Below are 26,022 nucleotides of genomic sequence, written 5' to 3' on the forward strand. Positions count from 1 at the left end.
ATTTTTAGCTAATATTCACATTGTTTTCAATACTCATATTTTTCAGAAAAATATTTTGAAAGAAAATGATACAAGATTGCATTGGTCGTTCCATTCACTTTTTCATCTTCTACAAGCTGCGAAAAAGGCTCTTCCAGACTACATTCTCCACAGATATCAACTCCGATTACTTTCTGATGACGAAAAACTTCCGAAAGCAGCTTCTGTAAGGTATCTACGGACATACCGCCTTGGTTCCAGTTGGTTCTTGCGCCATACCGGTCCAACACATCTTTGTCAATGGAAATATATGCAGGAAGTTCCTTTTGTATCTGATTCAGGTCTTTTTCAATTGTCTTGGCTTCTATCTCCCGCATGCTGACACAGACTAATTTTTCCTTAAATTTTTCCGGTATTTCCCTTATACTTTCCTTATTGGGTCCTATTAAAATTAATTGCTTTAAATATGGATTATCTGAAAGCATCTCACCTGCCCAGCTTCCACAACTCGTCAACTCATGTATCATAGGCTGCTGCATATCATTATGATAATCGAACAATACCAGGGAAAATGGAACCCGAATCTTCTCCGCGAATAACTTTGTAACATAATGATAGTTCCCATTATCCAGAAAATGAATCCCTCCCGGCCCATATGAAGTCAGCCGCTTTCGGATCTCTCGCTTCGCTTCCGCCGTGCAATACATATTTGTACCTCTGATGTCACTCAGATCAACTCTTCGGATATCCTGAACTTTACTCTCAATATCTTCTGGATAAACATGTGTAAAATCAAGAATCAAATTCTGCGCCTTGTCCAACTCTTTCACACCTCTTTCTTCAGGGATCTGACACACAGTAATAAACTGAAAAAGGGCCGCATACCCGCAATAGCAAGTATGCAGTCCCGTATACTCAAGAATACTTTATCCTTCGATAGCGATATAGTGCTTCTTCTCTTCTACCGCCTTCTTGTCATCTTTCGGCATTTTGAATGACAAAATACCATTTTCATACTTCGGATGGATATCCTTCTCTGTCACATTCTCGCCCACATAAAAGCTTCGACTGACACTTCCGGCATAACGCTCACGTCTTACGTATCTTCCATCCTCGTTCTTTTCATCCTTATTGAGTCCCTTAGCAGCGCTGACAGTCAGATAGCCATTCTCCAGCTGCATCTGAATCTCATCTTTCTTAAATCCCGGCAGGTCAATGTCTACTTCATAACCAGAATCTGTCTCCTTCACATCTGTCTTCATCAGATTGCTTGCATGCTTTCCGTACAGTACTTTATCAACATTCGGAAATGCAAAATCATCCATAAAATCATCAAACAAGTTTTCTCCAAAAATACTAGGCATCATCATAAGTCATATCTCCTTTCAAATAGATACAAAAATTGTTTCAGCACTATCGGAGAAATCCGAGGTGTCGCTTTCAGAACATATGAATCGGATTCAATTTTTATCCTTTTCCTTTGTTCTATATGAACTATAACACCTATATTATTCTTCGTCAATAGAACTCTCTAATATTTTTGTGAACATTCTGTGATTAATTCAATGAACGATTCCCACCAATTGCCACCAGCATCAGTAATGTAGTAACCAACTCCGCCGCCGGAAACGCCAGCCAGATTCCTGTCATTCCAAACAACCATGACAGGACATATGCACATACAATAATTGCCACCACGCCTCGTACAATAGATGTAACAAATGCCCATTTTGCAGATTCTGTAGCGCTTAGATATCCTGTCCCGACAATATTGAAACCAGCAAACAGAAATCCCACAAAATACAGCCGCACTCCTTCCAATGCATAAGCTGCCATCTTCGCATTGTGTTCACTGTTAAATATATTCACAATTGGCTGTGTGAAGCAAATCGCGACAAATATAACCAAAAGGGCCAGAATAATCGCAGTCCCTATCGACAACTTTAAGATCTTCTTCACAGAAGTTCTGTCTCCTTTTCCATAAGATTCACTCAGAAGTGGCTGTGCACCCTGGGACACTCCATTAAAAATAGAGGTCGCTACGATTGCCGTATTAGCCACGATACCATAAGCTGCCACACCATCATTGCCTGCCAGTCCCAGAATCAGATAGTTGAACACGGCTGTCGTCACACCGGAAGACAACTCTCCGATAAATGCTGCCATTCCTAACTGACACGCTTCTACAATTCTTCTAACAGATGGCCTCTGCCAGATGAATCTCACCGTACTTTTTTTTGAGAAAAAGTGGGTACAACATATCAGAATTCCAACCACCGGAGAAAATGCCGTTGCCAGTGCCGCTCCGGCCATTCCCATTTCAAGTGGAAACATAAGCACATAATCCATTACAATATTAAATAAACTACTGAAAAGTGTCGCCTGCATTGCCCTAGAAGGATTCCCGTCATTTCTTACGAATGCATTGCAGATATGATTTCCCATAAAAAAGGGGGCAAACATAAGAAAGATTCTGGTATACGGTGTACCAATCTTTACAATCTGCGCATCTCCACCCAGCACAGCGATCAACTGTCCCGGTACCAAAGCACCTACCAACATGAATAATGCCCCTAAAATAACCGCGAACATCACAGCATTGGAAAAATACAGCTCCGCTCTCTCATCATTTCTGGCCCGCAAGATGTTAAATCTGGTCGCCGAGCCAACTCCTATCATTGCGCCAATTCCAAAAATCAGGCTATACAACGGAAGCACCAGATTCAACGCTGTAATTCCCCCTGCGCCTTCTGCCCGTGAAATAAAGAAAGTATCCGCGATAACATATGCAGAGATTCCTATCATCCCCAATATATTCTGCGATACATACTTTGCAAACTTTCTCTCTGTCGAAATTTTTTCGATTCTATCCATACCGTTCATGATTGCCCCAAAACCTTTTCTATCTCTAAATACTTATATTAACCCAAGTATCAAAATTGTACACCGCCTCCTTCATTTTTACAATACAAATCGAGCCCATGTTTCTCCTAACCAAAAAACATGGGCTCAAACATTATAGTATCTATATTATTATTTCACTGCTTCAAATGCTGTATCTAATGCTGCGATCAGATCTTCCACCTTCTCAATACCGATAGACAGACGAATCGTATTCGGTTTGATTCCCAGATCCAGAAGTTCTTCTTCTGTGCACTGGCTGTGTGTAGTTGTTGCAGGATGAATCACAAGTGATTTTACATCTGCTACGTTAGCCAGTAATGAGAAGATTGCCAGATTGTCAATGAATTTCTGCGCTGTCTCGGCATCTCCCTTGATCTCAAATGTAAAGATAGAGCCGCCTCCATTTGGCAGATACTTCTTATATAATTCATGACTCGGTTCACTCTCCAGTGAAGGATGGTGAACTGCTTCCACCTGTGGATGATGTGCCAGATAATCTACAATCTTCAATGCATTGCTTACATGACGCTCTACACGTAATGACAATGTCTCCAATCCCTGTAAGAACAGGAATGCATGGAATGGAGAAAGTGTTGCACCAGTATCACGCAGGATGACTGCACGGATATAGGTCACAAAAGCTGCAGAACCAGCCGCATCCGTAAATGCCACACCATGATAACTTGGGTTTGCTTCAGATATCCATGGATATTTGCCAGATGCTTTCCAGTCAAAGTTACCGCTGTCAATAATAACACCGCCGATGGCTGTTCCATGTCCTCCGATAAATTTGGTTGCAGAATGAACAACGATATCTGCACCATATTCAATCGGGCGAATCAGATAAGGAGTTGCAAAAGTAGAATCAACTACCAACGGAATGTTGTGCTTATGTGCGATTTTTGCCAATTCTTCCAGATCAATCAGGTTCGAATTCGGATTTCCAAGAGTCTCTACAAAGATTGCTTTTGTATTTTCCTGAATTGCTGCCTCAAAAGAACCTTCTACTTCCGGATCAACGAAGGTTGTTGTCACTCCATTGGTCAATGGCAATGTATGTGCTAATAAGTTATAAGTTCCTCCGTAAATAGTCTTAGATGCTACAATGTGCTCTCCTGATCTTGCCAGTGCCTGAAATGTATAATCAATGGCTGCTGCACCAGATGCTACTGCAAGTGCTGCGACACCGCCTTCCAGAGATGCAATTCTCTGTTCGAATACATCCTCGGTAGGATTGGTAAGTCTTCCATAGATATTACCTGCATCACGAAGTCCAAATCTGTCAGCTGCATGCTGTGAATTGTGGAATACATAAGATGATGTTGCATAGATAGGAACTGCTCTTGCATCTGTAGCCGGATCTGCCTGTTCCTGTCCGATATGTAATTGTCTTGTTTCAAAACCCCAGTTTTTAGAATCTTTAATATTTGCCATTTTCATGTCCTCCGATCTATTTATTTTTTGCTTGTTTTTTATTTTCTGTAATCATACTAACACGATAGGTTTAATATGTCCAATATACAAAAAAAATATCTAGTTATAGTTTCAAGCTATAACTAGATACATCACAACTGACAATAAGACAAAATCGCCCATTCCAACTAATCAATATTCAAATAACACTTCAATTTCTCTATATACAGTTCTCCAACTTTACTCAGTATCGTATTCTTTCTCACAATATATCCTATCTCCATGACACTGTTGGGATTCTGCTCGTCATCGTGGAACGGAACTGCAACAAAATCACTTCCATTCAGTTCTTCGCATATGATTCCGGAGCAAAGTGTATATCCATTCAAGCCAACCATCAGATTCAGCATTGTGGCCCGGTCATTTGCCTTGATTGTCTGTGAATATTCATTCGTGGACAAGATTTCTTCTGCAAAATAAAATGAACTATTGTCCCCCTGTTCAAAAGATAAACATGGATAACCATCCAACTGTTCAAAGCTGATGGACTCCTGATTTGCCAAGGGATGTTCCCTCCACAGATATACATACGCCTGACAGTCGATTAGATGGTGGAATTCCAGCCCGGTAGATCTCAGAAGCTTTTCCATTGATTTTCGGTTGAAATCACAAAGATACAGAAGACCAATCTCACTTTTCATGGTACTGACATCGCTGATTACTTCCGCCGTCTTTGTCTCACGGATTGCAAATTCATACTCTGACATATCAAATTCTTTCGCCATATCTACAAATGCCTTCACTGCAAAGGAATAATGCTGGGTAGACACACCGAATTTTTTCTTATAAGATCCACCTTTTCCGTATTTTTCCAACACACTTTCATATTGCCCATATATCTGCTTTGCATAGAGAAGAAATTCTGTTCCATCGTTAGTCAGCGTAACTCCTCTTCCGCTCCTGAAAAACAAAGTGATTCCCAGTTCTTTCTCCAATTCCTTCATGGCATTGGTCAGTGAAGGCTGGGATACATATAATTGTTCTGCTGCTTTATTTAATGATTTTGTCTCTGCAATTGTTATAAAATAATTTAACTGCGTTAAAGTCATACTCGTTTTTCCTCTATAAAGTCTTAATCATATTACCTGTACAGAATTTCACAAATTCATTGTAACATATATATTTCTGCTTCGCCATGCGATGTCCTGACAATTAATTTTACGAATTATAATCATCCAGGAAATTGTGCTTTTCACCATCTATCTGATATCCAATTACTTTTCTCAGATTAATACTCTTTACACTGGTGACATGCTCCCACCACTTAACGTTGTTTGAGGTGGGGGCTTCTTACTCAATGCCCCCGAATGGGGCAAGTATCAATAAGCTATCCCCGCCTGCCCGGCGGTTCGATTTCTAGCCCGAAAACGGGCATAACAACTATATTTCGTCCAGACATGGACATGAATTCAGTCTGGAAACAGACATACTTTATGCAGAGAGCAGACGCAATGCTTCTTTCCTGATATTGATCGCCGCATTCACATCCCTGTCGTTTATATAACCACACTCACATCGATATACTCTCTCTGACAATGGTAATACCTGTTTGACCTTTCCACACTTACTGCACCTTTTGCTGGATGGAAAGAACCTGTCCACCTTTACAAGCTGTCCTCCACGGTCTTCCAGCTTATAACTAAGCATGTTCAGCAACATCCCATAACCGTTATCCGCAACACTCTTCCCGAAATTCAGACTCCTGCTCATTGCCTTCATGTTCAGATCCTCGACGGCAACCACATCATACTCATCCGCCAGTTTTCGACTCAACTTATGATGAAAGTCTCTTCTCTGATTTTTGACCTTCTCATGGCAAAGTGCCACCTTTTTCTTTTGTTTCCGATAATTCGAACTTCCACACTTACAACGTGACAGCTTTCGCTGCTCTCTGTTCAGCCGTTTTTCAGACCTTCGGTAGTAATCCGGATATTCGCATTTACTTCCATCGGAAAATACTGCCAGCCCATGCATCGCATAATCAATACCGATAACCTTCAGTTCTCTTCCTTCTCTGTCCCGGACTTGGTTTTCATCCGCACAGTATTCAAAAAGGATACTGACGTAGTACTTCCCTGAAGGTTGTCTTCTCACTGTCACAGCCTTTATCCCGAACCCTTCCGGAATCTGTCTGTGGATCTTCGCCTTTACGACACCGGCTTTTGGGAGTTTGATTCCGTTCTCAAGAAGTCGAATATTCCCATTCACCAGATTCGTAGTATATGCATTTCGGCTATGATGCTTTGACTTGAATTTCGGAAACCCAATCTCCGGACGTTCAAAAAAATTCCTGTATGCCCGTTCCAGATGGAGCTGCACATTCGCCAGGGCAAGAGAATCCACTTCCTTCAACCACGAAAATTCTTTTTAATATGCTGCCGGTGTCGTCTTCAGCATCTTCCCGGTCTTCTTATATTCTTCCATCTTATCCGACAGCATCTGGTTATAGATGAATCTACAACTTCCGAATGTCTTCGCAAACAATTCTTTCTGTTCTTCCGTTGGATAAATGCGGAATTGGAAGGCTTTATTACTCTTTCTCATGTTTCTCACCCTGTGTTTTAATGTATTCCCTGATCACTTCGATTGGTGCTCCACCGGCTGTTATCAGACAGAAACTCTGACTCCAGAAAGTTTCCTTCCACAGCTTTTTACGAATCGCTGGGAATTCTTTCTTCAGGAGTCTGCTGCTGGCACTCTTGTAAGCATTGATAAACTTGCTGAGTTCACTCTTTGGCTGAGCCCGGAACATCACTAGGATATGATCACCGTCATGATTCCACTCATCCACCTCAATGCCATACCTGGGTGCGATATAAGAAAAAATTTCCCTGGCACGGTCAGAAACAGTATCATCAAAGACATCCCGTCGGTATTTTACAACCAAAATAAGGTGATAATACAACAAAAAAACTGAATGAGCATTATGGTCTAACTCTCGCATAATATAAGACTTCCTTTCTTATCGACTGAGTATATTATACCACAATGCCCGCCGAATTCCAAGAACATATGTTCTTTCTTTGCAATTCATCCCAACCACCTAAGAGGATGGACTAAAATGCATTTTTAAATTCCAGAATGTAAGAGTAAATTCCATATAGGTCGAAGTTACTCCTGCACACATATTTGCCATATTGATTGCTACTGTTATTTCTCTGTATAATGTACTTGCAGCTGATTGCCTGCCTGTGCAGATTGGAGATATTTATGAAGAATAAAGGCAATCAGAAACATTTAACCTTTGAACAGCGAGTGGATATTGAGAAAGGACTTACCGAGAATAAAAGTTTCGCTGAAATTGGGCGGATTATCGGTAAAGATCCATCTACCATATCAAAAGAAGTACGGCTTCACGCACATACAAAAGAACGTCCTGATTCAGGATATACGAATCCACCATGCATTCATCGAAAGACTTGTAAGATCGTTTGTCTTTGTGACAAGCAGTGTGGCAGTCGCTGTAAACTCTGTAGAAGACCGGATTTTCGCTGCATTGATATTTGTCCGCTTATGAGACAGCAGAATGTGAAAAGCTGAATAAACCACCTTCATCAATGGATTCAAATTCCAGCCCATACATATCAACATTATGCCGATTCAGTCCGTGAAGGCTGTTTCTCCAGAAATGGTCTCTGCTGCAGAGAATCTCCTGATGCTCTCCCCATGCTGAATTTGCAAAAATCAACGCTTTTAATGGTTCCAGTTTTGTAAATGTATTTAGTGACTCTACCAGATTCTCTTCTTCTACATCCAGTTGAATCTGGCTTGCACAAGAGAATAAACCAAAGTTCGGATAATGATGGAACAATATTTCCTGACCATAATTCTTGTATGAGGAAAGATGATGATACAACATGCGGTACCTTTCACTGACAACAGGCACATTTTGATTGATTGTATAGTGCGGATTAATTCCCATACCCGTCAGCGTATGATCATATATACTCAATTGCTTCTGCAGATAAGTATAATATTGCACAAAACGCTTATACAATACGTTTAGATTTTCCTCTGTTCCAAAAGAAAATTCGACTGTATTATAACTACAGTCAAAAGACAATCCATCTCCTGTCTGCTCATGGATGGCAGAATAGATGAATCCATCATCATCTCTGCCGATTTTCTGAAAAGAAAAATCCCGGACAAAAGCATCCGTCACTTTATGGATTATTTCAAAGTCAACCGGTCTGTTATCTTTGTTTACGATTGGAAGCTCAAATTCCAGTCCGGCAAGTTTTGTCCTTTTTCGTTTCGTTGGTACAATATACCGATGATAAATTGCTTCCTCTAACACTGTATTTTTCATAGCACTCTTCCTCTATACCAGATGCAATAATAATATGTTACACGCTGTTCCTAATGCGATAGAAACCAATGTATTATGCTTCCATTTGTAGCTGATTGCTGTCACTGCTGCCGCTGTCAATTCCGGCACCCCATGTCCTTTCCAGTCCGCCACTGTACTTTTCAGGCAGTATACGATTAACACTGCCATGATAGCAGAAGGCAGTATCTTCCCAAGATAGATCAGTTTCTTTGGCATCTTTCTTCTGTTACGAAAAGCCACGAACGGCAGGGCACGAAGCGCGAATGTAATAACTGCAGATACCAGAATCGCCAGAATGATATCATTTTTATTCACTCTTCATTCCTCCATTCTGGACAAGCAGTAATATCCCCGAGATAACAAGTAATGACGGAAGCATAAAATTCTTCTCTCCAATTACGAACAGACAGAAAAGTGCCACTGCCAGGCCTGCCAAAGCAGGAAGATGATTCTCTGACTTTTCCCACTGGTCAATAAAGATGATGATAAATAATGCCGTCATGCAAAAATCAATTCCTTCCAGATCAAATGGAATCACTTGCCCCAGAATCCCTCCTGCGACGGCTCCAACCATCCAGTAACACCTGGAGAACAATGCGATCAGGAACATGGTATCTTCTTTCTCTTTTCCTTTTGAATCAAGAGTCAGATTGACCGCATAAGTCTCATCCGTCATGGTATGAATCATATAGAGCATTTTCTTTCCCATGTGCCGGAACTCATCCACAAAGGTAAGACTATAGAATGTCTGTCGGCTGTTCATCAAAAAAGCCGTCAATGCAATGGTAAGTATGGACGCACCACTGCTTAAAAAAGTAATCAAAAGGAACTGGAATGCTCCTGTATACACCGTCATACTGATGAATAGAGAATCATATCATGCAAATCCCGCCTCTTCCATCATGATTCCATACGCCATACTGACAAACAGATAACTGCACAAGATTGGTATTGATTTGATAAATGCATTTCTTAAGATTTCTTTTTTCATCTGGGACCATCCATTTCGTCTTATTGAAAATCAGCGGCGAAGCATGTTCTCCGCCGCTTATATGATTCATCTGTACGTTTCGTTTTACTCAGTCACTCCACCTTCTACAACCAACTCTTCCTTATAATCCTCGCCATAGGTATCCACCAGAGTTTCATCATAGTCTTTGTGGAAGAACTGTTCATCTGCCAGTGACTGAATCTCCTCATTGATCCAATCCAGCAAAGTATCATTTCCTTTTGAAACAGCAGGTGCAATCGTATCTTTGCTTCCAAGTTCAGGGATACCGACTGTGTAGCCCTCATTCTGCAATGCAAATGCGATTACTTCTGTATTGTCGTTCGCCCATGCCACACCATTTCCATTCTCCAGTGCATTCTTTGCAGTTGCGTAGGAATCATATTTCTGTAACGGAATATCCGGATAATTTTCTGTGAGATAAGTCTCTGCCGTTGTACCGGAAATTACGATAATCTGGTCATCACTGTTCCAGTCATCCAGACTCGTGATTACATTACTGTCCGGTGATACCACACCAAGGGCTACATTCATGTATGGCAATGCAAAGTCAACTTCTTCTGCACGTTCATCAGTTACTGTGAAATTGGCAAGAATCACATCTACCTTTCCGGTCTGCAGGTACTCAATACGGTTTGCCGCTTCTGTAGATACAAAGTTCACTTCCACGCCCAGATCTTCTCCGATTCTATTTGCAAAATATACATCATATCCCTGATACTCTCCATTCTCATCCACATATCCGAATGGATTCTTATCAGAAAATACACCGATATTAATCGTTCCATCTTCCTTAATTTCATCCAAAGTACGATAAACAACATCAGAACTTTCTTCTGATTCCACAGCGCCACTTGTCTCCTCTGCAGACTCTTCTTCAGAACTTCCAGAGCTTCCGCACGCAGTCAATGCAAAGACTGTAGATACGACTGCAACTAATGATATTAATTTTTTCAATTTCAAATTTTTCATAATATAATAATCTCCCATCTAATTCATCTATTTTTTTGCTACAGTTTTTACTGCATGAAATGTAAAAGTATTTAAGAACTGTTTTGCTCTTTCTGTTTTTGGACTCTCAAAAAATATCTCCGGCGGCTCATCTTCTATAATCTTTCCTCCATCCAGAAGTAACACTCGGTCTGCGACAGCACGTGCAAACTGCATCTCATGCGTCACAATGATCATGGTACGCCCCTGCGCAGCCAGATCTAAGATAACATCCAGCACTTCCCGGACCATCTCCGGATCCAGCGCTGCCGTCACTTCATCAAAAAGCAGAATCTCAGGATGCATGCACAGTGCACGGACAATCGCAACCCTCTGCTTCTGTCCCCCGGACAGCTCCCTTGGGAAACTGCCTGCTTTCTCGTGTAATCCAACTCTTTCCAGAAGCTTCATCGCTTCTTCTGTAACTTCTTCTTTCTTTCGTTTCTGCACCTTCATCGGCGCCAGCAGAACATTATCCAACACCGTAAGATGTGGAAACAGATCATAACTTTGAAACACCATTCCTATCTTCTGTCTGAGGCTGGTCAGTGATCTGCTCTTTGGATCAATGGTCTCATCTCGTAACTTAATCGTTCCACCCTGAATCGGTTCTAACGCATTCATACACCGCAGCAGTGTACTCTTTCCACATCCGCTTGGTCCTACGACCACGATAACTTCTCCTCTTTTGACGCTCAAGTCAATATCATTCAGGATCACATGGTCACCATATCGCTTGACCAGATGTTCTATTGTAAGCAATGACTCTGCCACGACTCGTCACCTCCATCTTCTTTCCAGATATCTTGCGAACATGCTGATTGGCCAGCAGGCAAGAAAATATAGTAAAAATACGACCAGGTAGATTCCAAATGCAGCATTCGGACTGGACATTCGATTTGCTTCGATGATCTGCTGTGCTACCTTCAGGATCTCAACAACGCCAATCATCAATATCAGACTCGTCGTCTTAATCATTCTGGTAATCAAGTTGATAGACAGTGGAATCAATCTTCGCAGTGTCTGAGGAATAATAATGTACCAATAAGTCTGTGCTTTACTCATTCCCAGCGCCTCACTGCTCTCATACTGATGTACTGGAATGCTGATCAGTGCTCCTCTTACAAGATCACTCATCTCAGCCGTTCCCCAGAAGGAAAATACAATAATCGATGCATTTTCTCCAGATAAGTCCCAGCCAAAGGCCCTTGTTGTTCCGAAAAACACTAGAAACAATAAGACCATCTGAGGCATAATTCTGACAATCTCCAGATAAATTCGAAGGATTGCCTTAACGACCGGATGTTTCCATGTCATCAATACTCCAAGCAAGATTCCTAACGGAATACTGATCAATACAGCGATAAGACTGATTCTAAGTGCTGCTCCAAGACCCGTAAGCAGCCTGACAAAATTCTGTCCTTTCAGTAGGACCTCAAGCCCCAAATCCGGCATAGCGCAGCCTCCTTTCCAATAAGCTTCCTAATATTGATATCGGAAGCAGTATAAGCAGGTAAAACACTACCAATAAAAACAAACTTTCCGTTGTTTTATAATAAAGTCCGATCAAGTCTTTTGCTGTAAACATCAGATCCATTAAACTGATAGCACTGAATACGCTCGTCTCTTTCAACAGAAAGATTACATTTGCCATAAATGCCGGAACACTGATGGAAACTGCCTGCGGCAGGACCACATACCGCATAACCTGTAACCGATTCATACCCAGGCTCAATGCACTCTCTGTCTGGATATCTGCAACGGCTTCCAATCCACTTCGAAAAGCTTCTGCCATATAACTGCCTCCCAGGAAAGCCAGCCCCACAATTCCGCATGTCTCGGCATCCGTCTGAATCCCTATCTTCGGAAGTCCATAATAGATAAAAAACAATTGGACAAGCAGCGGTGTATTTCTGCTGAGTTCTATATATACAGCCACTATTTGCTTCAAAAGAGGGATCTTCTCATACTGTACGACTGCACAGATCAGTCCGAGTATGATGGCACATGCAACTCCGGCAAAGCCGATCCGTACGGTGAGCCACGCGGCCCGCTCATACATAGGCAGATATTTCCATATAAATTCCCAGTTCATTGTGCTTTTCCTCCTTCAAAAAAAGCATTAAAAAACCGAGGATACATTCCCCCGGATATACATACATTTTCACAGATAAGATCTCTAAGCACAACAAAGCCTGCTGCTGCACCTTATCACGCAGTATATCCGGTAAATCAACATTCGACAACAACATAAGTTCTTACAACAGTTTTTTGTCATGACCTTTTCTCCTTTCATTTTTCTTGTAAGCATATTATCACTATTAACCTACTATGTCAATATGTTTATTGGGTTATTATTGAAATATTTTTTATAACTGGATATAATAACTTTAGATTGGAGGTAGTCTTATGATTTCAACAAAAGCCCGTTATGCTCTTAGAGTAATGATTGATCTTGCCCAGAACCAGCAGGATGGATATATCCCATTGAAAGATATTGCAGCCCGGCAGGATATCTCCGAAAAATATCTGGAAATTATCTTAAAGGCTCTCGTAAAAGGGAAAATTATAAAAGGTCTGCGCGGAAAAGGTGGAGGCTATATGCTCACGCGTTCACCAGAAGAATATGTCATCGGAGAGATTATAGAATTAACAGAAGGACCACTTGCGCCGGTTGCCTGTATGCTGCCTGACGCTGATCCTTGTCCCAGAAAAGACACTTGTATGACTTTACCTTTATGGCAAAAATATGATTCTGTCATTCATGACTTTTTTTACAATATAACGTTGGAAGATGTGCTAAACGGGAATCTATAAATATTGCCTGGAATTATAGCAGAATCATTCGTTTTATGCTAAACTAAAGAAAATTTTATGCCGAATTAGGAGGTCTTTTCATGCCAGTTTTTGATTTTAGCAATTCTCCGGAAAAAGCAAAAGTTTCCGAATGTACTTATACAGTTTTCCGTACCAATTCATCCGATGTCTCACCGGAACAACCAATTCTTATTCTCGACAACCAGGGTAAGAACTTAAAACATCACTCTTGTGGTGTATTTACCAATCCTATTAAGCGTACATCCTTTGAATTCAAAGAAGAAGAGGGTACGATCAGTTCCGATATTCTTCAGATTGATGCTCGTTTCGTAAGTCTCTTGAAATGGATGGGCGAGAACCATATTAATGTTCGCTTGTCCGGTGTCAACCGTGAAGATGGATACGCTGTATATAAGATTCGTGAAATTGCTTTCGGCGGTGGATCTAAATTATCTGCAGAAGATGGATTTCTTCAGTTCATGATCGAACGTCTGCTTTTAAGCAACGCTCCTACCGAAGAGGTTGTAGACGAAGATCAGGAAGAAGCCGGTGACAGCATGAAACTCACCAGCCTTCAGAGTATTACCGACTTTATGAATTGTGCCGGAAGGACTTTACCAGATAACATTCGTCTCTGGGCAAGAAGGAATCTGGCAGTTGCCCGTTCTAATGAAGTCTCACCTGAAGAACGCCGTCACGCACAGCGAGCCCTCTCTATGATGATGAATATCCAATGGAAGAGTAATTACTTTGAAGCCATCGACCCAGAAGAAGCTCGCCGTATTCTTGACGAAGAACTCTACGGCATGGAACGTGTCAAGCAGAGAATCATCGAGACAATCATCCAGATAAACCGTACCCATACATTGCCGGCCTATGGTCTGTTATTGATCGGTCCGGCCGGAACCGGCAAATCACAGATTGCTTACGCTGTAGCCCGTATCTTAAAACTGCCTTGGACCACTCTGGATATGAGCTCCATCAATGATCCGGAACAGCTAACCGGTAGTTCCCGTATCTACGCCAATGCAAAACCTGGTATCATTATGGATGCATTTTCCATGGCGGGCGAATCGAACCTGGTATTTATTATCAATGAATTAGACAAGGCTGCCTCCGGCAAGGGGAACGGCAACCCTGCCGATGTCCTTCTGACCCTTCTGGACAACCTTGGATTCACGGATAATTATATTGAATGTATGATTCCTACCGTCGGCGTCTATCCGATTGCGACTGCCAATGACAAAGATCAGATCAGTGCACCATTGATGTCTCGTTTTGCTGTCATTGAGATCCCAGACTATACTGCCGATGAGAAAAAAGTAATCTTCTCACAATATGCTCTTCCAAAGGTCCTGAAACGAATCGGTATGCGAAAAGACGAATGCAGCCTGACTCCAGATGGTCTGGATGCTGTCATTAAGCTTCATGAAAACACCAGCGGAATCCGTGATCTTGAACAGGCAGCTGAACATATCGCAGCCAATGCATTATATCAGATTGAAGTCGAGCATGTAGATTCTGTAGCCTTTGATGCACAGATGGTTCGAGAACTTTTGTCTTAATATTATTATAATGAAAGAGACCTTGCCAGCTTATGTAATTCTATTTGGCAAGGTCCTTCTTTATTGATATTTTAAAATAAATTCCTATTCTGTCTTATACCTTTCCAATAGCTCTCTGAACTCTGTATTCTCCCACAGAAATTCAAATTGTTCATCTTTTTCCATTGCTGTAAGTAATGATCTTATCATCTGACTCTGGAAAGTTGTATCTGCTTCCTTTTTCTTTATATGCGAATAAAGAATCGAGCTGCTAATATCCCATGGCTTAGACAAAGCTTCCAGCATCTCCTTTAATATGGATATGCAACGCCTGGCATCCCTTTCTTCCATTGCAACAGAAAGTGCTACTGTATTCATGCTGTACTTCCAGTTATATATTCCCATTACCTTCTGACTATATTCTGCCAGTTCCCACGCACGCTCACTGTCATTTTCCCAGACAGCAACCGTTGCAAGATGATTTAATAATAAGAATACTTCCTGAAGGGCAAAGTTCAATTTACATTCCAGTAATTCTGCAGCTTCTGCATTTTTTCTCTGTTTCATATACATAGAGATCTGCAGCTGTCTCTTATCCAAAGTATTATATTCTGGAAGCTGAGCAATCAATTCTTGTGCCTTGTCATACTCTTCATTCTGGATTGCTTCTGAGGCAAGCATATATCTTGCACGATTCCCACAGACCGGATCATCACACTGCACCACCCGCTCATATAATTCTGAAGCATACGCATGATTCTTTTGTATCTGTTCATCGGTACAAGGCAGTATCATCACCATTCCTTTCAGTAAAGTCGCCATCTGACACAGAAGCTCTGCACAGCATGGATATTCTTTTACCTGTTCCTGAACCAAGAGAAATGCCTTCTCCATTCCCTCTTCTCTGCCAGTCTCCACTATTGTATTCATAATTCCGGCAATATCTTCCTGCGTCAGATTCTCCCGAAAACACATCAACGTATTCAGATCTGTCTTCAGCAATCGTGCCAACGATGGAAGTAACGAAATATCCGGATAAGTAACACCACTTTCCCACTTGTTGACCGCAGGTGTAGACACTCCAAGAAAACTTGCGACCTGTTCTTGCGTAAGTCCACATTCCCTTCGCTTCTTACGAATTACATCTTTCATCTCCATAATGGTCTCTCCTCGTTTTTCATTATTTTTGAAGGCCTTCTTCTGCACATCTTCATGCTTCTAACTGTATTGTAGCAGATGGCTTCTATTCTGCCTATTGAGCAGATATTAAATTGTAAGGGGAGTTTTTTAACCGTAAGTTAAGAATCGTCGCTTATTTTTTTCGGAAAGAACTTGGCGTCATCTTATATTTCTTCTTAAATAAGCGATTAAAATTCGATAAATTATTAAATCCCGTCTGCTCTGCGATTTCCAACACAGTATCCTCGGTGGTCCGAAGCGCATATGCGGCCTTTCCAAGCCGGAATTCTATCAGATAATTGCCAAATCTTGTCCCTGTCATCTCCTTAAACCACCGCATAAAATGGCTGGCACTGTACCCACACTCTGCTGCCATTTCTTCTATCGTAATCTTCTTGTCATAATGCTCTTCCATATAGGACAACACCGTTTTAATCTTCTGCATACTCTTATCTTCCATACCACGTTGCTTCTCCTTCGAGATCTGAAAAAGGCTGGAAAAAACCAATTGCAGACAGCCCTTTACGCCGAATTCATAGCCTCTCGTTCTTTTGTCACACAGAACATCCGCCATATCCAGATATCCGCTGACTGTTTCGTGCAATTCATGATTTCTTCCGATTCGTACAGGAAAATACAGTTTCTCTTCCAGAAGTGGCTGCAAATATTTCTGACTGCAAGTATCCACAATCGCATTTCCCAGAAAGTCCTTATCAAAAATAATGTTTTCATACTCCATCCGACTCTCTTCAAACTGTCGGATTCCATGCAGATGTCCAGGAATCACAATAAAGATGTCCCCAGCCTGCGCTTTGAAAGTATCAAAATCTACCTGGATCTGGCCTTCTCCGCGCTTCACATAGATAATCTCAAAACTATCCTGCCAGTGAAGCGGCACAAAAGAGAAATCCTGCGGTATGGTACACGGATAGACTGTATATGCGAACATAATATCAGAATGTCTCTTACTCTCATAGTAAGCATCATATGTATTTTTACTTATTTCTTCAACTTTTCCCAATTTTTACAACTTCTTTCGATTTTCTTTAATGATAGGATTGTACAATAATTCAGTCGTATTATACAAGCTTTTTCTTAATAAATGTGATAAATATAAAGAGTAATATTTCTGATTTTGGTAAATGAAAGGAGATTCTATCCATGACAAAATGTGAACTCAAAAAGAAACTTACAGAACTCTGTCAAAAAGAACTCACAGATTGCACTTACGAAGACCTCTACACTGCCTTGCTTCAGATTGTCAATGATGAAAGTGCACAACATATCCAACCAGTCAACGGACGCAAATTATATTATATATCTGCCGAATTCCTGATCGGTAAACTCTTAAGCAACAACCTGATTAATCTGGGACTCTACGATGATGTAAAAGAGATCTTGGAGGAAAATGGAAAGACGATGGGCGAATTGGAAGAGACTGAACCAGAACCAAGTCTTGGGAATGGCGGTCTTGGACGTCTTGCAGCCTGCTTTCTCGATTCCCTTGCTACTCTGAATCTTCCAGGTGATGGTATCGGACTTCGCTATCACTGCGGCCTCTTCCATCAGAATCTAAAAGGAGGACTGCAAAGTGAGAGCCCTGACTTTTGGCTGGGGAGCCATGACTGGACACAAAAAACAGAAAAGACTTATCCGGTTTCTCTTGCAGGGAAAGAATACGAAGCCCGTTTATATCAAATTGCTGTTACCGGCTACAATGGACGTACGAACAAGTTAAATCTTTTTGACCTCGACACCATCGACGATTCCATCATTGCCGAGGGAATCTCATTTGACAAGACGGATATTGCCAAGAATCTTACACTGTTCCTCTACCCAGATGACAGCGATGATGCAGGACGTATGCTTCGCATCTACCAGCAATACCTGATGATCAGTGCCGGAGCTCAGTTCATTCTCGAAGAATGTATGGAACGCGGAAGCAACCTCCACGATCTTGCTGACTATGCAGCAATCCAGATCAATGACACTCACCCATCCATGGTCATTCCAGAACTCATTCGTCTCCTGGAAGAAAAAGGAATTGAATTCGAAGAAGCAGTCGCCATCGTCACAGATGTCTGCGCTTACACGAACCATACAATCCTTGCAGAAGCCCTGGAAAAATGGCCGGAAACTTATCTGGAGACAGTTGTTCCTCAGTTGGTGCCAATCATCAAAAAGCTGGATACAATCGTCCAGGAAAGAACCGATGACAAATCCGTTGCCATCATTGACGAATATCAGCAGGTACATATGGCAAATATGGATATCCATTTTTCCCATAGTACGAATGGTGTTGCCGCATTACACACCGAGATTTTAAAGAATAGTGAACTGAATCATTTTTATAACCTGTACCCAGAAAAATTCAACAACAAAACAAACGGAATCACTTTCCGCCGCTGGCTTATCAAATGCAACCCTGAACTGACAGCATTTATCGAAAATCTGATTGGACCAGGATTTAAGCAGGATGCTTCCGAACTTGAAAAGCTTGCCAGGTTCGTTGATGATGAAAAAGTACTGCGCGAACTCATGCAGATAAAAAAGGATAATAAGATTGCATTTGCAAAATGGCTGCAACAGAAGCAGGACATTCAAGTCAATCCCGACAGCTTATTCACCATCCAGTCCAAGAGACTTCATGAATACAAACGTCAGCAGCTGAATCTTTTGTATCTGATTCATCAGTACTTTGAAATCAAATCTGGTCATCTGCCAACTGCACCAATCACGGCTGTTTTTGGTGCAAAAGCGGCACCTGCTTACACATTGGCAAAGGATATCATCCACGCATTGCTTACTCTGTCCAGGCTATTTGAAAATGATCCAGAAGTCTCCAGTTGGATTCATATTGTGTTTATCGAAAATTATAACGTGACTGCTGCCGAGATGATGATACCGGCATGTGATCTGTCCGAACAGATCAGTCTTGCTTCCAAAGAAGCCTCCGGTACCGGAAACATGAAGTTCATGCTGAATGGCGCTCTTACCCTTGGAACCATGGACGGAGCTAATGTAGAGATTGCAGAGGCTGTCGGCAACGACAACATCTATATTTTCGGTCAGAGCAGTAATCAGGTCATCCGAAGATACGCTAATGGAGACTATTCTGCCCATGAATGGTACGAAGCCGATCCGAACATCAAAAGAGCCATTGATTTCCTGACCTCTGAGAAAATGCTGAACATCGGTCAGGAAGAGAATCTGGTTCGCCTTCGCAATGAACTATGCGGCAAAGACTGGTTCCAGACTCTGCCAGACTTCAATGCATATGTCGTTCGTAAGAATCAGGCAATTGCGGATTACGCAGCCAACCCGCTTGACTGGGCACGCCGCACACTAATTAATATCAGCAAAGCCGGATTCTTCTCATCCGACAGAACCATTGAAGAATACAATCGGGATATCTGGCATCTGTCCAAATAAATCTATAGCCAAAGGAAGCGCCTAAAATAGGCGCTTCTGTTATTTTATTATAGCGTATATGTCACAAAACAGCTATAATATCCCTATACCATTTTTAAGGAGTTTGTTATGCCACATATCATAGAAATTACCGATTTTCATGCACCCGAGTTAGATCCTTACGCTCGACTCACAGAACGACAACTGTTAAACCGGGATAAACCAGAAAAAGGACTCTTCATTGCTGAGAGTCCTAAAGTGATTGAACGCGCCCTGGATGCAGGATGCGTTCCTGTTTCACTTCTTCTGGAACGAAAGCACATCGCTGGTGAAGCTCGATCTATCATTGAACGCTGTGGCGATATACCCGTATATACCGCCGATTTTGATGTCCTGACACAGCTGACCGGATTCAATCTGACTCGGGGTGCACTCTGTCTTATGCGCAGGCCAAAGCTTTCGGAAGCTTCGTCTATCTATAGAGATGCCCACAGGATTGCCATATTGGAAAATGTAATGAATCCCACCAATATCGGTGCAATCTTTCGCTCGGCTGCCGCTTTGAATATGGATGCGGTTCTTCTGACCCCTGCATGCAGCGACCCATTATACCGCCGCGCCATTCGTGTCAGCATGGGGTGTGTGTTCCAGATTCCATGGACATTTCTCGGGCAGGAAGAATCCGAATGGCCGCAGCCTGCAATTCATAATCTCAAAGCCTCCGGCTATAAAACGGCAGCCCTCGCGCTAAGTGATCACTCCGTCTCCATCGATCATCCAGAACTGATGGCAGAAGAAAGACTGGCTATCATTCTCGGAACCGAAGGTGATGGACTTGCCGCCAGCACCATTGCCGACTGTGATTATACTGTGAAGATTCCCATGTCTCACGGCGTAGATTCTCTGAATGTCGCCGCCGCCAGTGCTGTTGCATTCTGGCAGCTTGGGAGCAGGTAATCCCCCTGGCACTACCACTCTCTTGTCAGATCCTTAACCCATATGTATTTGCGATAATGGTACATGACCCACGGAATCTTACCAACTTCATCAAGGCAAGTACATGCATATACTACCAACACTGGCCAATGCAGGAAAAATGTCCCTGCTGCCGCCAGTGGAACGGCAATTCCCCACATACAGACAGCCAGACTGTACATATCGAAGATCGTATCTCCTCCAGCCGAAAAGATGCCATTGATGATAATCGTATTCACAGTACGCCCGATCATGTAAAATGCCATGATAATCATCATTCCGACCAGATACCAGCTCGCCTGATCTGTCATCTTCACAAATCTCGTGACAAATGGCGTTACCGCAAGCATAATTACAGTAGACAAAAAGCCAGTTAAAAATGCAATCTTTACCAGCCGATCTCCATATTGTTTCCCCCGTTCCAGGTGCCCTGCACCAAGTTCATTACCTACAAGGATTCCCCCTCCATTGGCAAGACCATTGCACAGGCAGCACACCAGATCCCTGACCACTGCTGCAATGGAATTGGCAGCAGTCGCGTCCGTCCCAAGATGCCCCATAAACGCCGAATAAGAAGTGAACCCGATTCCCCAAAAGAGACTTGCCCCCAGAAGCGGAAGTACACACTTTCGGAAATCTTTTGACAGCAAACGGTTTCTTTTAAACAGCCGGTTCCATTTCGGATGAATATATCCTTTTCGATAGGAAACAATGACCACCCAAGATAGTTCAATCACTCTCGAAATCAAAGTTGCAAGTGCTGCCCCTTGCGCTTCCATTACCGGTACTCCAAATAAACCAAAGATAAATACTGCATTCAGTACAATATTAATAATAACCGCACCAGAACTGACAAGTGCCGTTTGTCCAGCATGCTCACTGACTTTCATGATTGCAAGATAGCACTGAGAGATTCCCGTCAACAGATAAGACCATCCTGCGATCTTCAGGTATCGTATTCCAATGACAATCAAAGCTTCTTCATTCGTAAATATCATCATCAGATAACGCGGAAAAAAGATACATCCAATGAAAAAGATAAAAGATGCCGCTACACTCAGACGAAGTCCAATACAAAAGATATCATTTACCGTATCTGTATCCTTCTTTCCCCAATACTGCGCACCCAAAATTACAATCGTAGATACAATTGCCATCAGCACCATATTCTGAACAAACTGAATCTGTGTTGCCAAAGACACTGCTGACATAGAATTCTGAGTCACACGCCCAAGCATAAGTGCATCGGCTGCGGCCACCGACGCCAGCATCAGATTTTGTAAGGCAATCGGCGCGGCTAGATGTAAAAGTTTACCCCAAAATACTTTATCTGAAAATAGTTTTTCTCTCATTCTCGATATTCCTCCAGATGCAAAACATTAAAAAGCCCTTCGCCTTACGGCAAAGGACTAATTCTTTTAGCATCCACATTGTATCAACTAATATCTGGAAAGTCAATGATTTACCAGTTCTTCTTTTCCTTCGACATCAAAACAAGGAGCGCAAGCTTTAAAGCCCACTCTCCCTGTTCTACACTAAAAATTTTCTTTATTGATTTTCCCTTCTAGAATGTTGTACAAATCATAGATCCAGCACTTAATGTTGTAAATGTGTTAGAGCAGCTGATAATCGTTATGAGCATTGCATTGATTAATCCAGCAATATATGGATTTCGCGTTTTCTTATATACAATTCTTGACATCAATGCCGCACCAAACAAAATGAATATAATAGGTATCAACCAGATCGGGGCTATTCTTTCGCCTTCACTAAGTCCAAACAACTGACGACTTGTTACATAGAAATAAATATATTGTGCCGCTGTCAATACAATTGGTGCCAGAGAATTGGCAAAGCAAAGAAGTACTGTATTTCCCTTCTTACCTCCGATCGTATTATAATTGAAACAATTCATTGATACAGAATGCGCCATATAGAACAACAGGAACATTGGCAGATACCTCAGCGCGATTACAACTTTATCCGCATCAAAAGCTTTAATTGCCAATATCCATATTCTGAAGTCAGCCTTAAAGAAATATGCACCACAGAACACTATAAGAATTGACACACCCACCACCAGAAGACCTAAAAGCAATGTCTTCCATACTTCAGTCCTAGATATTAACACACCACTTTCTCGCAGGGATACACCGTTTTTCTTTCCATACATCTGATAAGAAAGCACCATAAGCAGAATCGCAAACAACCCACATGCAGCAGACCACGCACCTATAGTAAGAGGTCCAGTTTGACTAAAGAATTCTGTCGTATTCGAGTATACTTTTTCAATACAGAACAGGAAACATGCACCAGAAAAAATTACCGATGCAATCGTACTGCCCCAGAACCATGCTTTTCCTTGTCTATTTGCCACCGCTACCGGCTGGACCTCTCCATTCGCATTCAAAGTCTTAAAATATTCGGTATCCAACATTGCCAATGTAAAGAAGATAACAAACAAGAAGAATCCAACAAGTCCAAGTGTATTAAATGCGGTTTTCCACTGCCATATCTGATTAGTAGCTGCTAATGGATGTGGCGCACCAAGCGTTTTTTCAAAGAAGTCTATCGCATATCCCGCACATTCAGATGAAATTGTCACTGCTGGATGAATACAGGTCGGGCGATAAATTACACGAATAGATTCTTTTCCATCAAAATCCTTCGTATAATATTTGCCTGCTTCTGCCTCAAACCCACTGTTCGGTTCTTCATTGAAGTTCAGGAACTTCTTTGCTCCATCTGTCTTCATGAATTGTTTTGGAGTTGTCAACATATTACCTTCTTCATCGTAGGTTCCGAAATAAAAATCATCATATTCACTGGCGATAATCCCAACACTTCTGCTTCCATAATCACCACTGTGGTCTCCGCCTGTGTCATCTTGCCAGTCACCTGCCTGCTCAAGTACACATGCAATTAATGGATTCTCGCGCTCATTATCAATTGCCACCGCCATATTTGCAGCTGTTCCGCCACTAGAATGCCCAGTAACACCAATTTTTTCCACATCCACATATGGAAGCGTTGCTGCAAGTTGTACTGCTGCATCCACACCAACTGCTCCTTCATACAAACGATCTGACGGTAGTGCTTCTGAATTGCCATGTCCATGCATATCTAGTGTAAGTACAACATAACCACGTCTAGACAACTCAACATTATACATATCCTGCATCTCTTTATTATTGTACCACCCTTCGACAGTAATAATACAAGGTGCCGGAGTATCAGCCGTTGCATTTGGCGGAATCCACAAATCTGCGCTCAGAAGACATCCTTGTGGGCTTTCCCATTTCATACTTTTAATTTTTATTTTCTGGTTACATGTCTGAACAAACGATGTGCCAATCATACTGATTAAACAGATAATCAAGGCAACCACTGTCCATTTCTTTGCAGTCATCTTTTTTCTCATTCTGATCTCCTCCTCTGCTTTTGTGCCATTTCCCCCCATAAAAGTCTTATAAATGTTATACTATAGATTTCTAAAGACCATTTTGTGGAAATGATATATATTCAACATTCCCGTGACCCCGTCATCGAAAATGTAGAAAAAATGATTAATTGTAATGAGCCTTCTTTTAGTGATACCAAATATTCCCCGTAAAGTAAAACATAAAAAAGACACAATACTCTTAAAAAGATTATTGTGTCTCCGCTTCTCATACAATAATTGTCACTCGTCTTTGTTATTTGTTTAAATTGTATCTCTTTTCATCCTTTATGTCAATCTTTTTGTAATAATTGTCCGAAAATCAATGTTTTTCATCAGCCCATGCTAAAGCACCTCTCACAGCTCTTGTCCATCCCTTCAGTATCTTTTCTCTTTCTTCTTCTTCAATCTGTGGAACAAACGTCTTGGAAAGTGCCCAGTTTTCAAGAACATCATCTACATTTTTCCAATATCCCACTGCAATTCCAGCAAGATACGCTGCTCCCAGTGCAGTTGTCTCTACACATTCCGGACGCAGCACTTCTACATCTAATATATCTGCCTGAAACTGCATTAGGAAGTTATTCATAGAAGCACCGCCATCTACCTTTAGACTGGTAATATCTACGCCTGATTCTTTCTTCATGACTTCCAGAATATCTCTTGTCTGATATGCCATAGATTCAAGAACCGCCCGAATAAAATGCTCTTTACTACATCCTCTTGTAACACCAACGATTGTTCCTCTTGCATATTGATTCCAATAAGGAGCACCCATTCCCGTAAATGCCGGCACAACATAGACCCCATTGGTATCTTTTACCGATACAGCATATTCCTCAGATTGTGCCGCATTTTTTATCATACGCATCTCATCGCGAAGCCACTGTATTCCAGCCCCAGCAACAAACACACTTCCTTCCAGAACATACTGAATCTTTTCCCCTGCATTTGCTGCAATTGTAGTTAACAGCCCATTGTCTGAAGTTACAGCCTTCTCACCGGTATTCATCAACAAGAAGCAACCTGTACCATATGTGTTTTTCACCTCTCCTGCTGAAAATCCGCATTGTCCAAACAGAGCTGCCTGTTGATCACCTGCTGCACCTGTAATCGGAATACTTCCCCCTAACACGCTTGTTTCCGTATATCCATACACATAACTGGATGGACGTACTTTTGGCAGCATAGACTTTGGAATATGAAAATATTCCAGTATCTTTTCATCCCAGCAAAGATCATGGATATTATACATCATAGTTCTGGACGCATTCGTATAGTCTGTGACATGAACGGTTCCTTTTGTTAGATTCCAAATTAACCATGTATCAATCGTTCCAAACATCAGATTTCCAGCTTCTGCTTCTTCCCTTGCTCCTTCCACGTTATCAAGAATCCATGCAACTTTTGACGCACTAAAATATGCATCCGGTATTAATCCAGTTGTGTTATGTACATATTCAGAAAATCCATCCTTCTTCAATTTTTCAATGCTTTCTGCGGTTCTCCTGCACTGCCATACAATTGCATTATAGACCGGAAGTCCCGTATGGCGATTCCAGACCACAGTTGTTTCGCGCTGATTCGTAATTCCAATTGCCGCAATCTCCGTACCCGTAGCACCAATCTTACTGATTGCTTCAGCTGCAACCGCCAGTTGGGAAGACCAGATTTCCATGGGATCATGTTCTACCCATCCTGGTGCCGGATATATCTGCCGAAACTCCTTCTGTGCCATACTGCAGATGTGTCCCTGATGATCAAATAAAATACATCTGGAACTTGTGGTTCCCTGGTCCAGCGCCATCACATATTTCTTCATATGCATTCCTCCTTTCATAGTATATAACTTCTCGGAATCTTCAGCCCTGATTTTATAAGGCTTTCCGACCCTTATCTCAAAAAATCACCCACTTTTTTGCAAAAAACGCTTGACAAATCGCTCAAAATTTGCGGCGAAGCCGATTGATTA

Annotated in this window: 24 protein-coding genes and 1 pseudogene; 5 read left to right on the top strand and 20 right to left on the bottom strand. The window is 41.8% G+C overall.

The features are described 5' to 3' along the window. Window positions 1-26: 26 nt before the first annotated feature. The 8 genes and pseudogenes from JQM81_RS06635 to tnpA form a co-directional block, all read right to left on the bottom strand. Window positions 27-809, bottom strand: a complete 783-nt coding sequence (locus tag JQM81_RS06635; RefSeq protein ID WP_235232754.1) for an arginase family protein — start codon at window positions 807-809, stop codon at window positions 27-29. A gap of 96 nt (window positions 810-905) precedes the next feature. Then, a complete protein-coding gene (locus JQM81_RS06640; RefSeq protein WP_235232755.1) occupies window positions 906-1,349 on the bottom strand; it encodes an Hsp20/alpha crystallin family protein in 444 nt (147 codons plus the stop codon). 187 nt (window positions 1,350-1,536) lie between these two features. After that, on the bottom strand, window positions 1,537-2,862 hold the full coding sequence (locus JQM81_RS06645; RefSeq protein ID WP_331473097.1) for an MATE family efflux transporter: 1,326 nt from the start codon (window positions 2,860-2,862) through the stop codon (window positions 1,537-1,539). Window positions 2,863-3,012: 150 nt separating this feature from the next. Further along, the gene (locus tag JQM81_RS06650) at window positions 3,013-4,317 is read right to left on the bottom strand and encodes an O-acetylhomoserine aminocarboxypropyltransferase/cysteine synthase family protein (RefSeq protein WP_235232756.1); all 1,305 of its coding nucleotides are present in this window, start codon (window positions 4,315-4,317) and stop codon (window positions 3,013-3,015) included. A 167-nt stretch (window positions 4,318-4,484) separates the two neighbouring features. Next, on the bottom strand, window positions 4,485-5,405 hold the full coding sequence (locus JQM81_RS06655; RefSeq protein ID WP_235232757.1) for a LysR family transcriptional regulator: 921 nt from the start codon (window positions 5,403-5,405) through the stop codon (window positions 4,485-4,487). Window positions 5,406-5,787: 382 nt separating this feature from the next. Next, window positions 5,788-6,711: pseudogene (locus tag JQM81_RS06660) on the bottom strand (RNA-guided endonuclease InsQ/TnpB family protein); the annotation flags it as partial. A 12-nt stretch (window positions 6,712-6,723) separates the two neighbouring features. Beyond that, complete coding sequence (locus tag JQM81_RS13655; RefSeq protein ID WP_328282598.1) at window positions 6,724-6,900, bottom strand: helix-turn-helix domain-containing protein; 177 nt, start codon at window positions 6,898-6,900, stop codon at window positions 6,724-6,726. Then, the gene (gene tnpA / locus JQM81_RS06665) at window positions 6,887-7,300 is read right to left on the bottom strand and encodes an IS200/IS605 family transposase (RefSeq protein ID WP_235232758.1); all 414 of its coding nucleotides are present in this window, start codon (window positions 7,298-7,300) and stop codon (window positions 6,887-6,889) included. The genes JQM81_RS13655 and tnpA overlap by 14 nt, the downstream gene beginning before the upstream one ends. 266 nt (window positions 7,301-7,566) lie before the next feature. Between tnpA and JQM81_RS06670 the strand changes: the two genes are divergently transcribed. After that, window positions 7,567-7,896 carry a helix-turn-helix domain-containing protein gene (locus JQM81_RS06670; RefSeq protein WP_235232759.1) on the top strand — a complete coding sequence of 110 codons (330 nt, stop codon included), beginning with the start codon at window positions 7,567-7,569 and terminating at the stop codon, window positions 7,894-7,896. Here the strand turns inward: JQM81_RS06670 and JQM81_RS06675 are convergent. From JQM81_RS06675 to JQM81_RS06705, 7 genes are all read right to left on the bottom strand, one after another. Next, complete coding sequence (locus JQM81_RS06675) at window positions 7,868-8,665, bottom strand: glutamate-cysteine ligase family protein (protein ID WP_235232760.1); 798 nt, start codon at window positions 8,663-8,665, stop codon at window positions 7,868-7,870. The genes JQM81_RS06670 and JQM81_RS06675 overlap by 29 nt on opposite strands. Window positions 8,666-8,677: 12 nt before the next feature. Next, window positions 8,678-9,001: a branched-chain amino acid transporter permease gene (locus JQM81_RS06680; RefSeq protein WP_235232761.1), complete on the bottom strand. Its 324-nt coding sequence runs from the start codon at window positions 8,999-9,001 to the stop codon at window positions 8,678-8,680. After that, complete coding sequence (locus JQM81_RS06685) at window positions 8,994-9,548, bottom strand: AzlC family ABC transporter permease (protein WP_328282600.1); 555 nt, start codon at window positions 9,546-9,548, stop codon at window positions 8,994-8,996. Before JQM81_RS06685 ends, JQM81_RS06680 begins: the two co-directional genes overlap by 8 nt. A gap of 213 nt (window positions 9,549-9,761) precedes the next feature. Continuing rightward, window positions 9,762-10,667: a transporter substrate-binding domain-containing protein gene (locus JQM81_RS06690; protein WP_235232763.1), complete on the bottom strand. Its 906-nt coding sequence runs from the start codon at window positions 10,665-10,667 to the stop codon at window positions 9,762-9,764. 27 nt (window positions 10,668-10,694) lie between these two features. Beyond that, a complete protein-coding gene (locus tag JQM81_RS06695) occupies window positions 10,695-11,459 on the bottom strand; it encodes an amino acid ABC transporter ATP-binding protein (RefSeq protein ID WP_328282599.1) in 765 nt (254 codons plus the stop codon). A 6-nt stretch (window positions 11,460-11,465) separates the two neighbouring features. Beyond that, window positions 11,466-12,140, bottom strand: a complete 675-nt coding sequence (locus tag JQM81_RS06700) for an amino acid ABC transporter permease (protein ID WP_235232764.1) — start codon at window positions 12,138-12,140, stop codon at window positions 11,466-11,468. Next, on the bottom strand, window positions 12,121-12,780 hold the full coding sequence (locus JQM81_RS06705) for an amino acid ABC transporter permease (RefSeq protein WP_235232765.1): 660 nt from the start codon (window positions 12,778-12,780) through the stop codon (window positions 12,121-12,123). Before JQM81_RS06705 ends, JQM81_RS06700 begins: the two co-directional genes overlap by 20 nt. A gap of 314 nt (window positions 12,781-13,094) precedes the next feature. Between JQM81_RS06705 and JQM81_RS06710 the strand changes: the two genes are divergently transcribed. Together JQM81_RS06710 and JQM81_RS06715 are read left to right on the top strand one after the other, a co-directional pair. Further along, window positions 13,095-13,502 (top strand): RrF2 family transcriptional regulator, encoded by a 408-nt coding sequence (locus tag JQM81_RS06710; protein ID WP_235232766.1) that lies wholly within the window; start codon window positions 13,095-13,097, stop codon window positions 13,500-13,502. Window positions 13,503-13,582: 80 nt separating this feature from the next. Further along, window positions 13,583-15,067 (top strand): AAA family ATPase, encoded by a 1,485-nt coding sequence (locus JQM81_RS06715; RefSeq protein WP_235232767.1) that lies wholly within the window; start codon window positions 13,583-13,585, stop codon window positions 15,065-15,067. A gap of 84 nt (window positions 15,068-15,151) precedes the next feature. Here the strand turns inward: JQM81_RS06715 and JQM81_RS06720 are convergent, their stop codons facing one another. Both JQM81_RS06720 and JQM81_RS06725 read right to left on the bottom strand, forming a co-directional pair. Then, window positions 15,152-16,204 carry a helix-turn-helix domain-containing protein gene (locus JQM81_RS06720; protein ID WP_235232768.1) on the bottom strand — a complete coding sequence of 351 codons (1,053 nt, stop codon included), beginning with the start codon at window positions 16,202-16,204 and terminating at the stop codon, window positions 15,152-15,154. Between the two features lie 154 nt (window positions 16,205-16,358). After that, window positions 16,359-17,246 (bottom strand): AraC family transcriptional regulator, encoded by an 888-nt coding sequence (locus JQM81_RS06725; protein ID WP_235232769.1) that lies wholly within the window; start codon window positions 17,244-17,246, stop codon window positions 16,359-16,361. Window positions 17,247-17,386: 140 nt separating this feature from the next. Between JQM81_RS06725 and JQM81_RS06730 the strand changes: the two genes are divergently transcribed. Then, window positions 17,387-19,657, top strand: coding sequence for a glycogen/starch/alpha-glucan phosphorylase (locus tag JQM81_RS06730; RefSeq protein ID WP_235232770.1), 2,271 nt, complete (start codon window positions 17,387-17,389; stop codon window positions 19,655-19,657). Window positions 19,658-19,765: 108 nt separating this feature from the next. Continuing rightward, window positions 19,766-20,593 carry a TrmH family RNA methyltransferase gene (locus JQM81_RS06735; RefSeq protein WP_235232771.1) on the top strand — a complete coding sequence of 276 codons (828 nt, stop codon included), beginning with the start codon at window positions 19,766-19,768 and terminating at the stop codon, window positions 20,591-20,593. 11 nt (window positions 20,594-20,604) lie between these two features. On the opposite strand, the gene JQM81_RS06740 is transcribed toward JQM81_RS06735, so the two are convergent. From JQM81_RS06740 to glpK, 3 genes are all read right to left on the bottom strand, one after another. Further along, on the bottom strand, window positions 20,605-21,963 hold the full coding sequence (locus tag JQM81_RS06740; protein WP_235232772.1) for an MATE family efflux transporter: 1,359 nt from the start codon (window positions 21,961-21,963) through the stop codon (window positions 20,605-20,607). Between the two features lie 212 nt (window positions 21,964-22,175). Next, window positions 22,176-24,032 carry an alpha/beta hydrolase gene (locus tag JQM81_RS06745; protein WP_235232773.1) on the bottom strand — a complete coding sequence of 619 codons (1,857 nt, stop codon included), beginning with the start codon at window positions 24,030-24,032 and terminating at the stop codon, window positions 22,176-22,178. 340 nt (window positions 24,033-24,372) lie between these two features. Further along, the gene (gene glpK / locus JQM81_RS06750) at window positions 24,373-25,872 is read right to left on the bottom strand and encodes a glycerol kinase GlpK (RefSeq protein ID WP_235232774.1); all 1,500 of its coding nucleotides are present in this window, start codon (window positions 25,870-25,872) and stop codon (window positions 24,373-24,375) included. Between the last annotated feature and the right edge of the window lie 150 nt (window positions 25,873-26,022).

This window comes from Faecalicatena contorta, assembly GCF_021531895.1.
Classification (GTDB): Bacteria; Bacillota; Clostridia; order Lachnospirales; family Lachnospiraceae; genus JAFBIX01.

Excerpts from the sequence above, each read along its gene's own strand:
- JQM81_RS06705 (WP_235232765.1), bottom strand. The coding sequence starts at position 12,780 with ATGAACTGGGAATTTATATGGAAATATCTGCCTATGTATGAGCGGGCC.
- JQM81_RS06645 (WP_331473097.1), bottom strand. The coding sequence starts at position 2,862 with ATGAACGGTATGGATAGAATCGAAAAAATTTCGACAGAGAGAAAGTTT.
- JQM81_RS06720 (WP_235232768.1), bottom strand. The coding sequence starts at position 16,204 with ATGGAGATGAAAGATGTAATTCGTAAGAAGCGAAGGGAATGTGGACTT.
- JQM81_RS06735 (WP_235232771.1), top strand. The coding sequence starts at position 19,766 with ATGCCACATATCATAGAAATTACCGATTTTCATGCACCCGAGTTAGAT.
- JQM81_RS06745 (WP_235232773.1), bottom strand. The coding sequence starts at position 24,032 with ATGAGAAAAAAGATGACTGCAAAGAAATGGACAGTGGTTGCCTTGATT.
- JQM81_RS06640 (WP_235232755.1), bottom strand. The coding sequence starts at position 1,349 with ATGATGATGCCTAGTATTTTTGGAGAAAACTTGTTTGATGATTTTATG.
- JQM81_RS06650 (WP_235232756.1), bottom strand. The coding sequence starts at position 4,317 with ATGGCAAATATTAAAGATTCTAAAAACTGGGGTTTTGAAACAAGACAA.
- tnpA (WP_235232758.1), bottom strand. The coding sequence starts at position 7,300 with ATGCGAGAGTTAGACCATAATGCTCATTCAGTTTTTTTGTTGTATTAT.
- JQM81_RS06675 (WP_235232760.1), bottom strand. The coding sequence starts at position 8,665 with ATGAAAAATACAGTGTTAGAGGAAGCAATTTATCATCGGTATATTGTA.
- JQM81_RS06730 (WP_235232770.1), top strand. The coding sequence starts at position 17,387 with ATGACAAAATGTGAACTCAAAAAGAAACTTACAGAACTCTGTCAAAAA.
- JQM81_RS06655 (WP_235232757.1), bottom strand. The coding sequence starts at position 5,405 with ATGACTTTAACGCAGTTAAATTATTTTATAACAATTGCAGAGACAAAA.
- JQM81_RS06670 (WP_235232759.1), top strand. The coding sequence starts at position 7,567 with ATGAAGAATAAAGGCAATCAGAAACATTTAACCTTTGAACAGCGAGTG.
- JQM81_RS06710 (WP_235232766.1), top strand. The coding sequence starts at position 13,095 with ATGATTTCAACAAAAGCCCGTTATGCTCTTAGAGTAATGATTGATCTT.
- JQM81_RS06700 (WP_235232764.1), bottom strand. The coding sequence starts at position 12,140 with ATGCCGGATTTGGGGCTTGAGGTCCTACTGAAAGGACAGAATTTTGTC.
- glpK (WP_235232774.1), bottom strand. The coding sequence starts at position 25,872 with ATGAAGAAATATGTGATGGCGCTGGACCAGGGAACCACAAGTTCCAGA.
- JQM81_RS06690 (WP_235232763.1), bottom strand. The coding sequence starts at position 10,667 with ATGAAAAATTTGAAATTGAAAAAATTAATATCATTAGTTGCAGTCGTA.
- JQM81_RS06740 (WP_235232772.1), bottom strand. The coding sequence starts at position 21,963 with ATGAGAGAAAAACTATTTTCAGATAAAGTATTTTGGGGTAAACTTTTA.
- JQM81_RS13655 (WP_328282598.1), bottom strand. The coding sequence starts at position 6,900 with ATGAGAAAGAGTAATAAAGCCTTCCAATTCCGCATTTATCCAACGGAA.
- JQM81_RS06715 (WP_235232767.1), top strand. The coding sequence starts at position 13,583 with ATGCCAGTTTTTGATTTTAGCAATTCTCCGGAAAAAGCAAAAGTTTCC.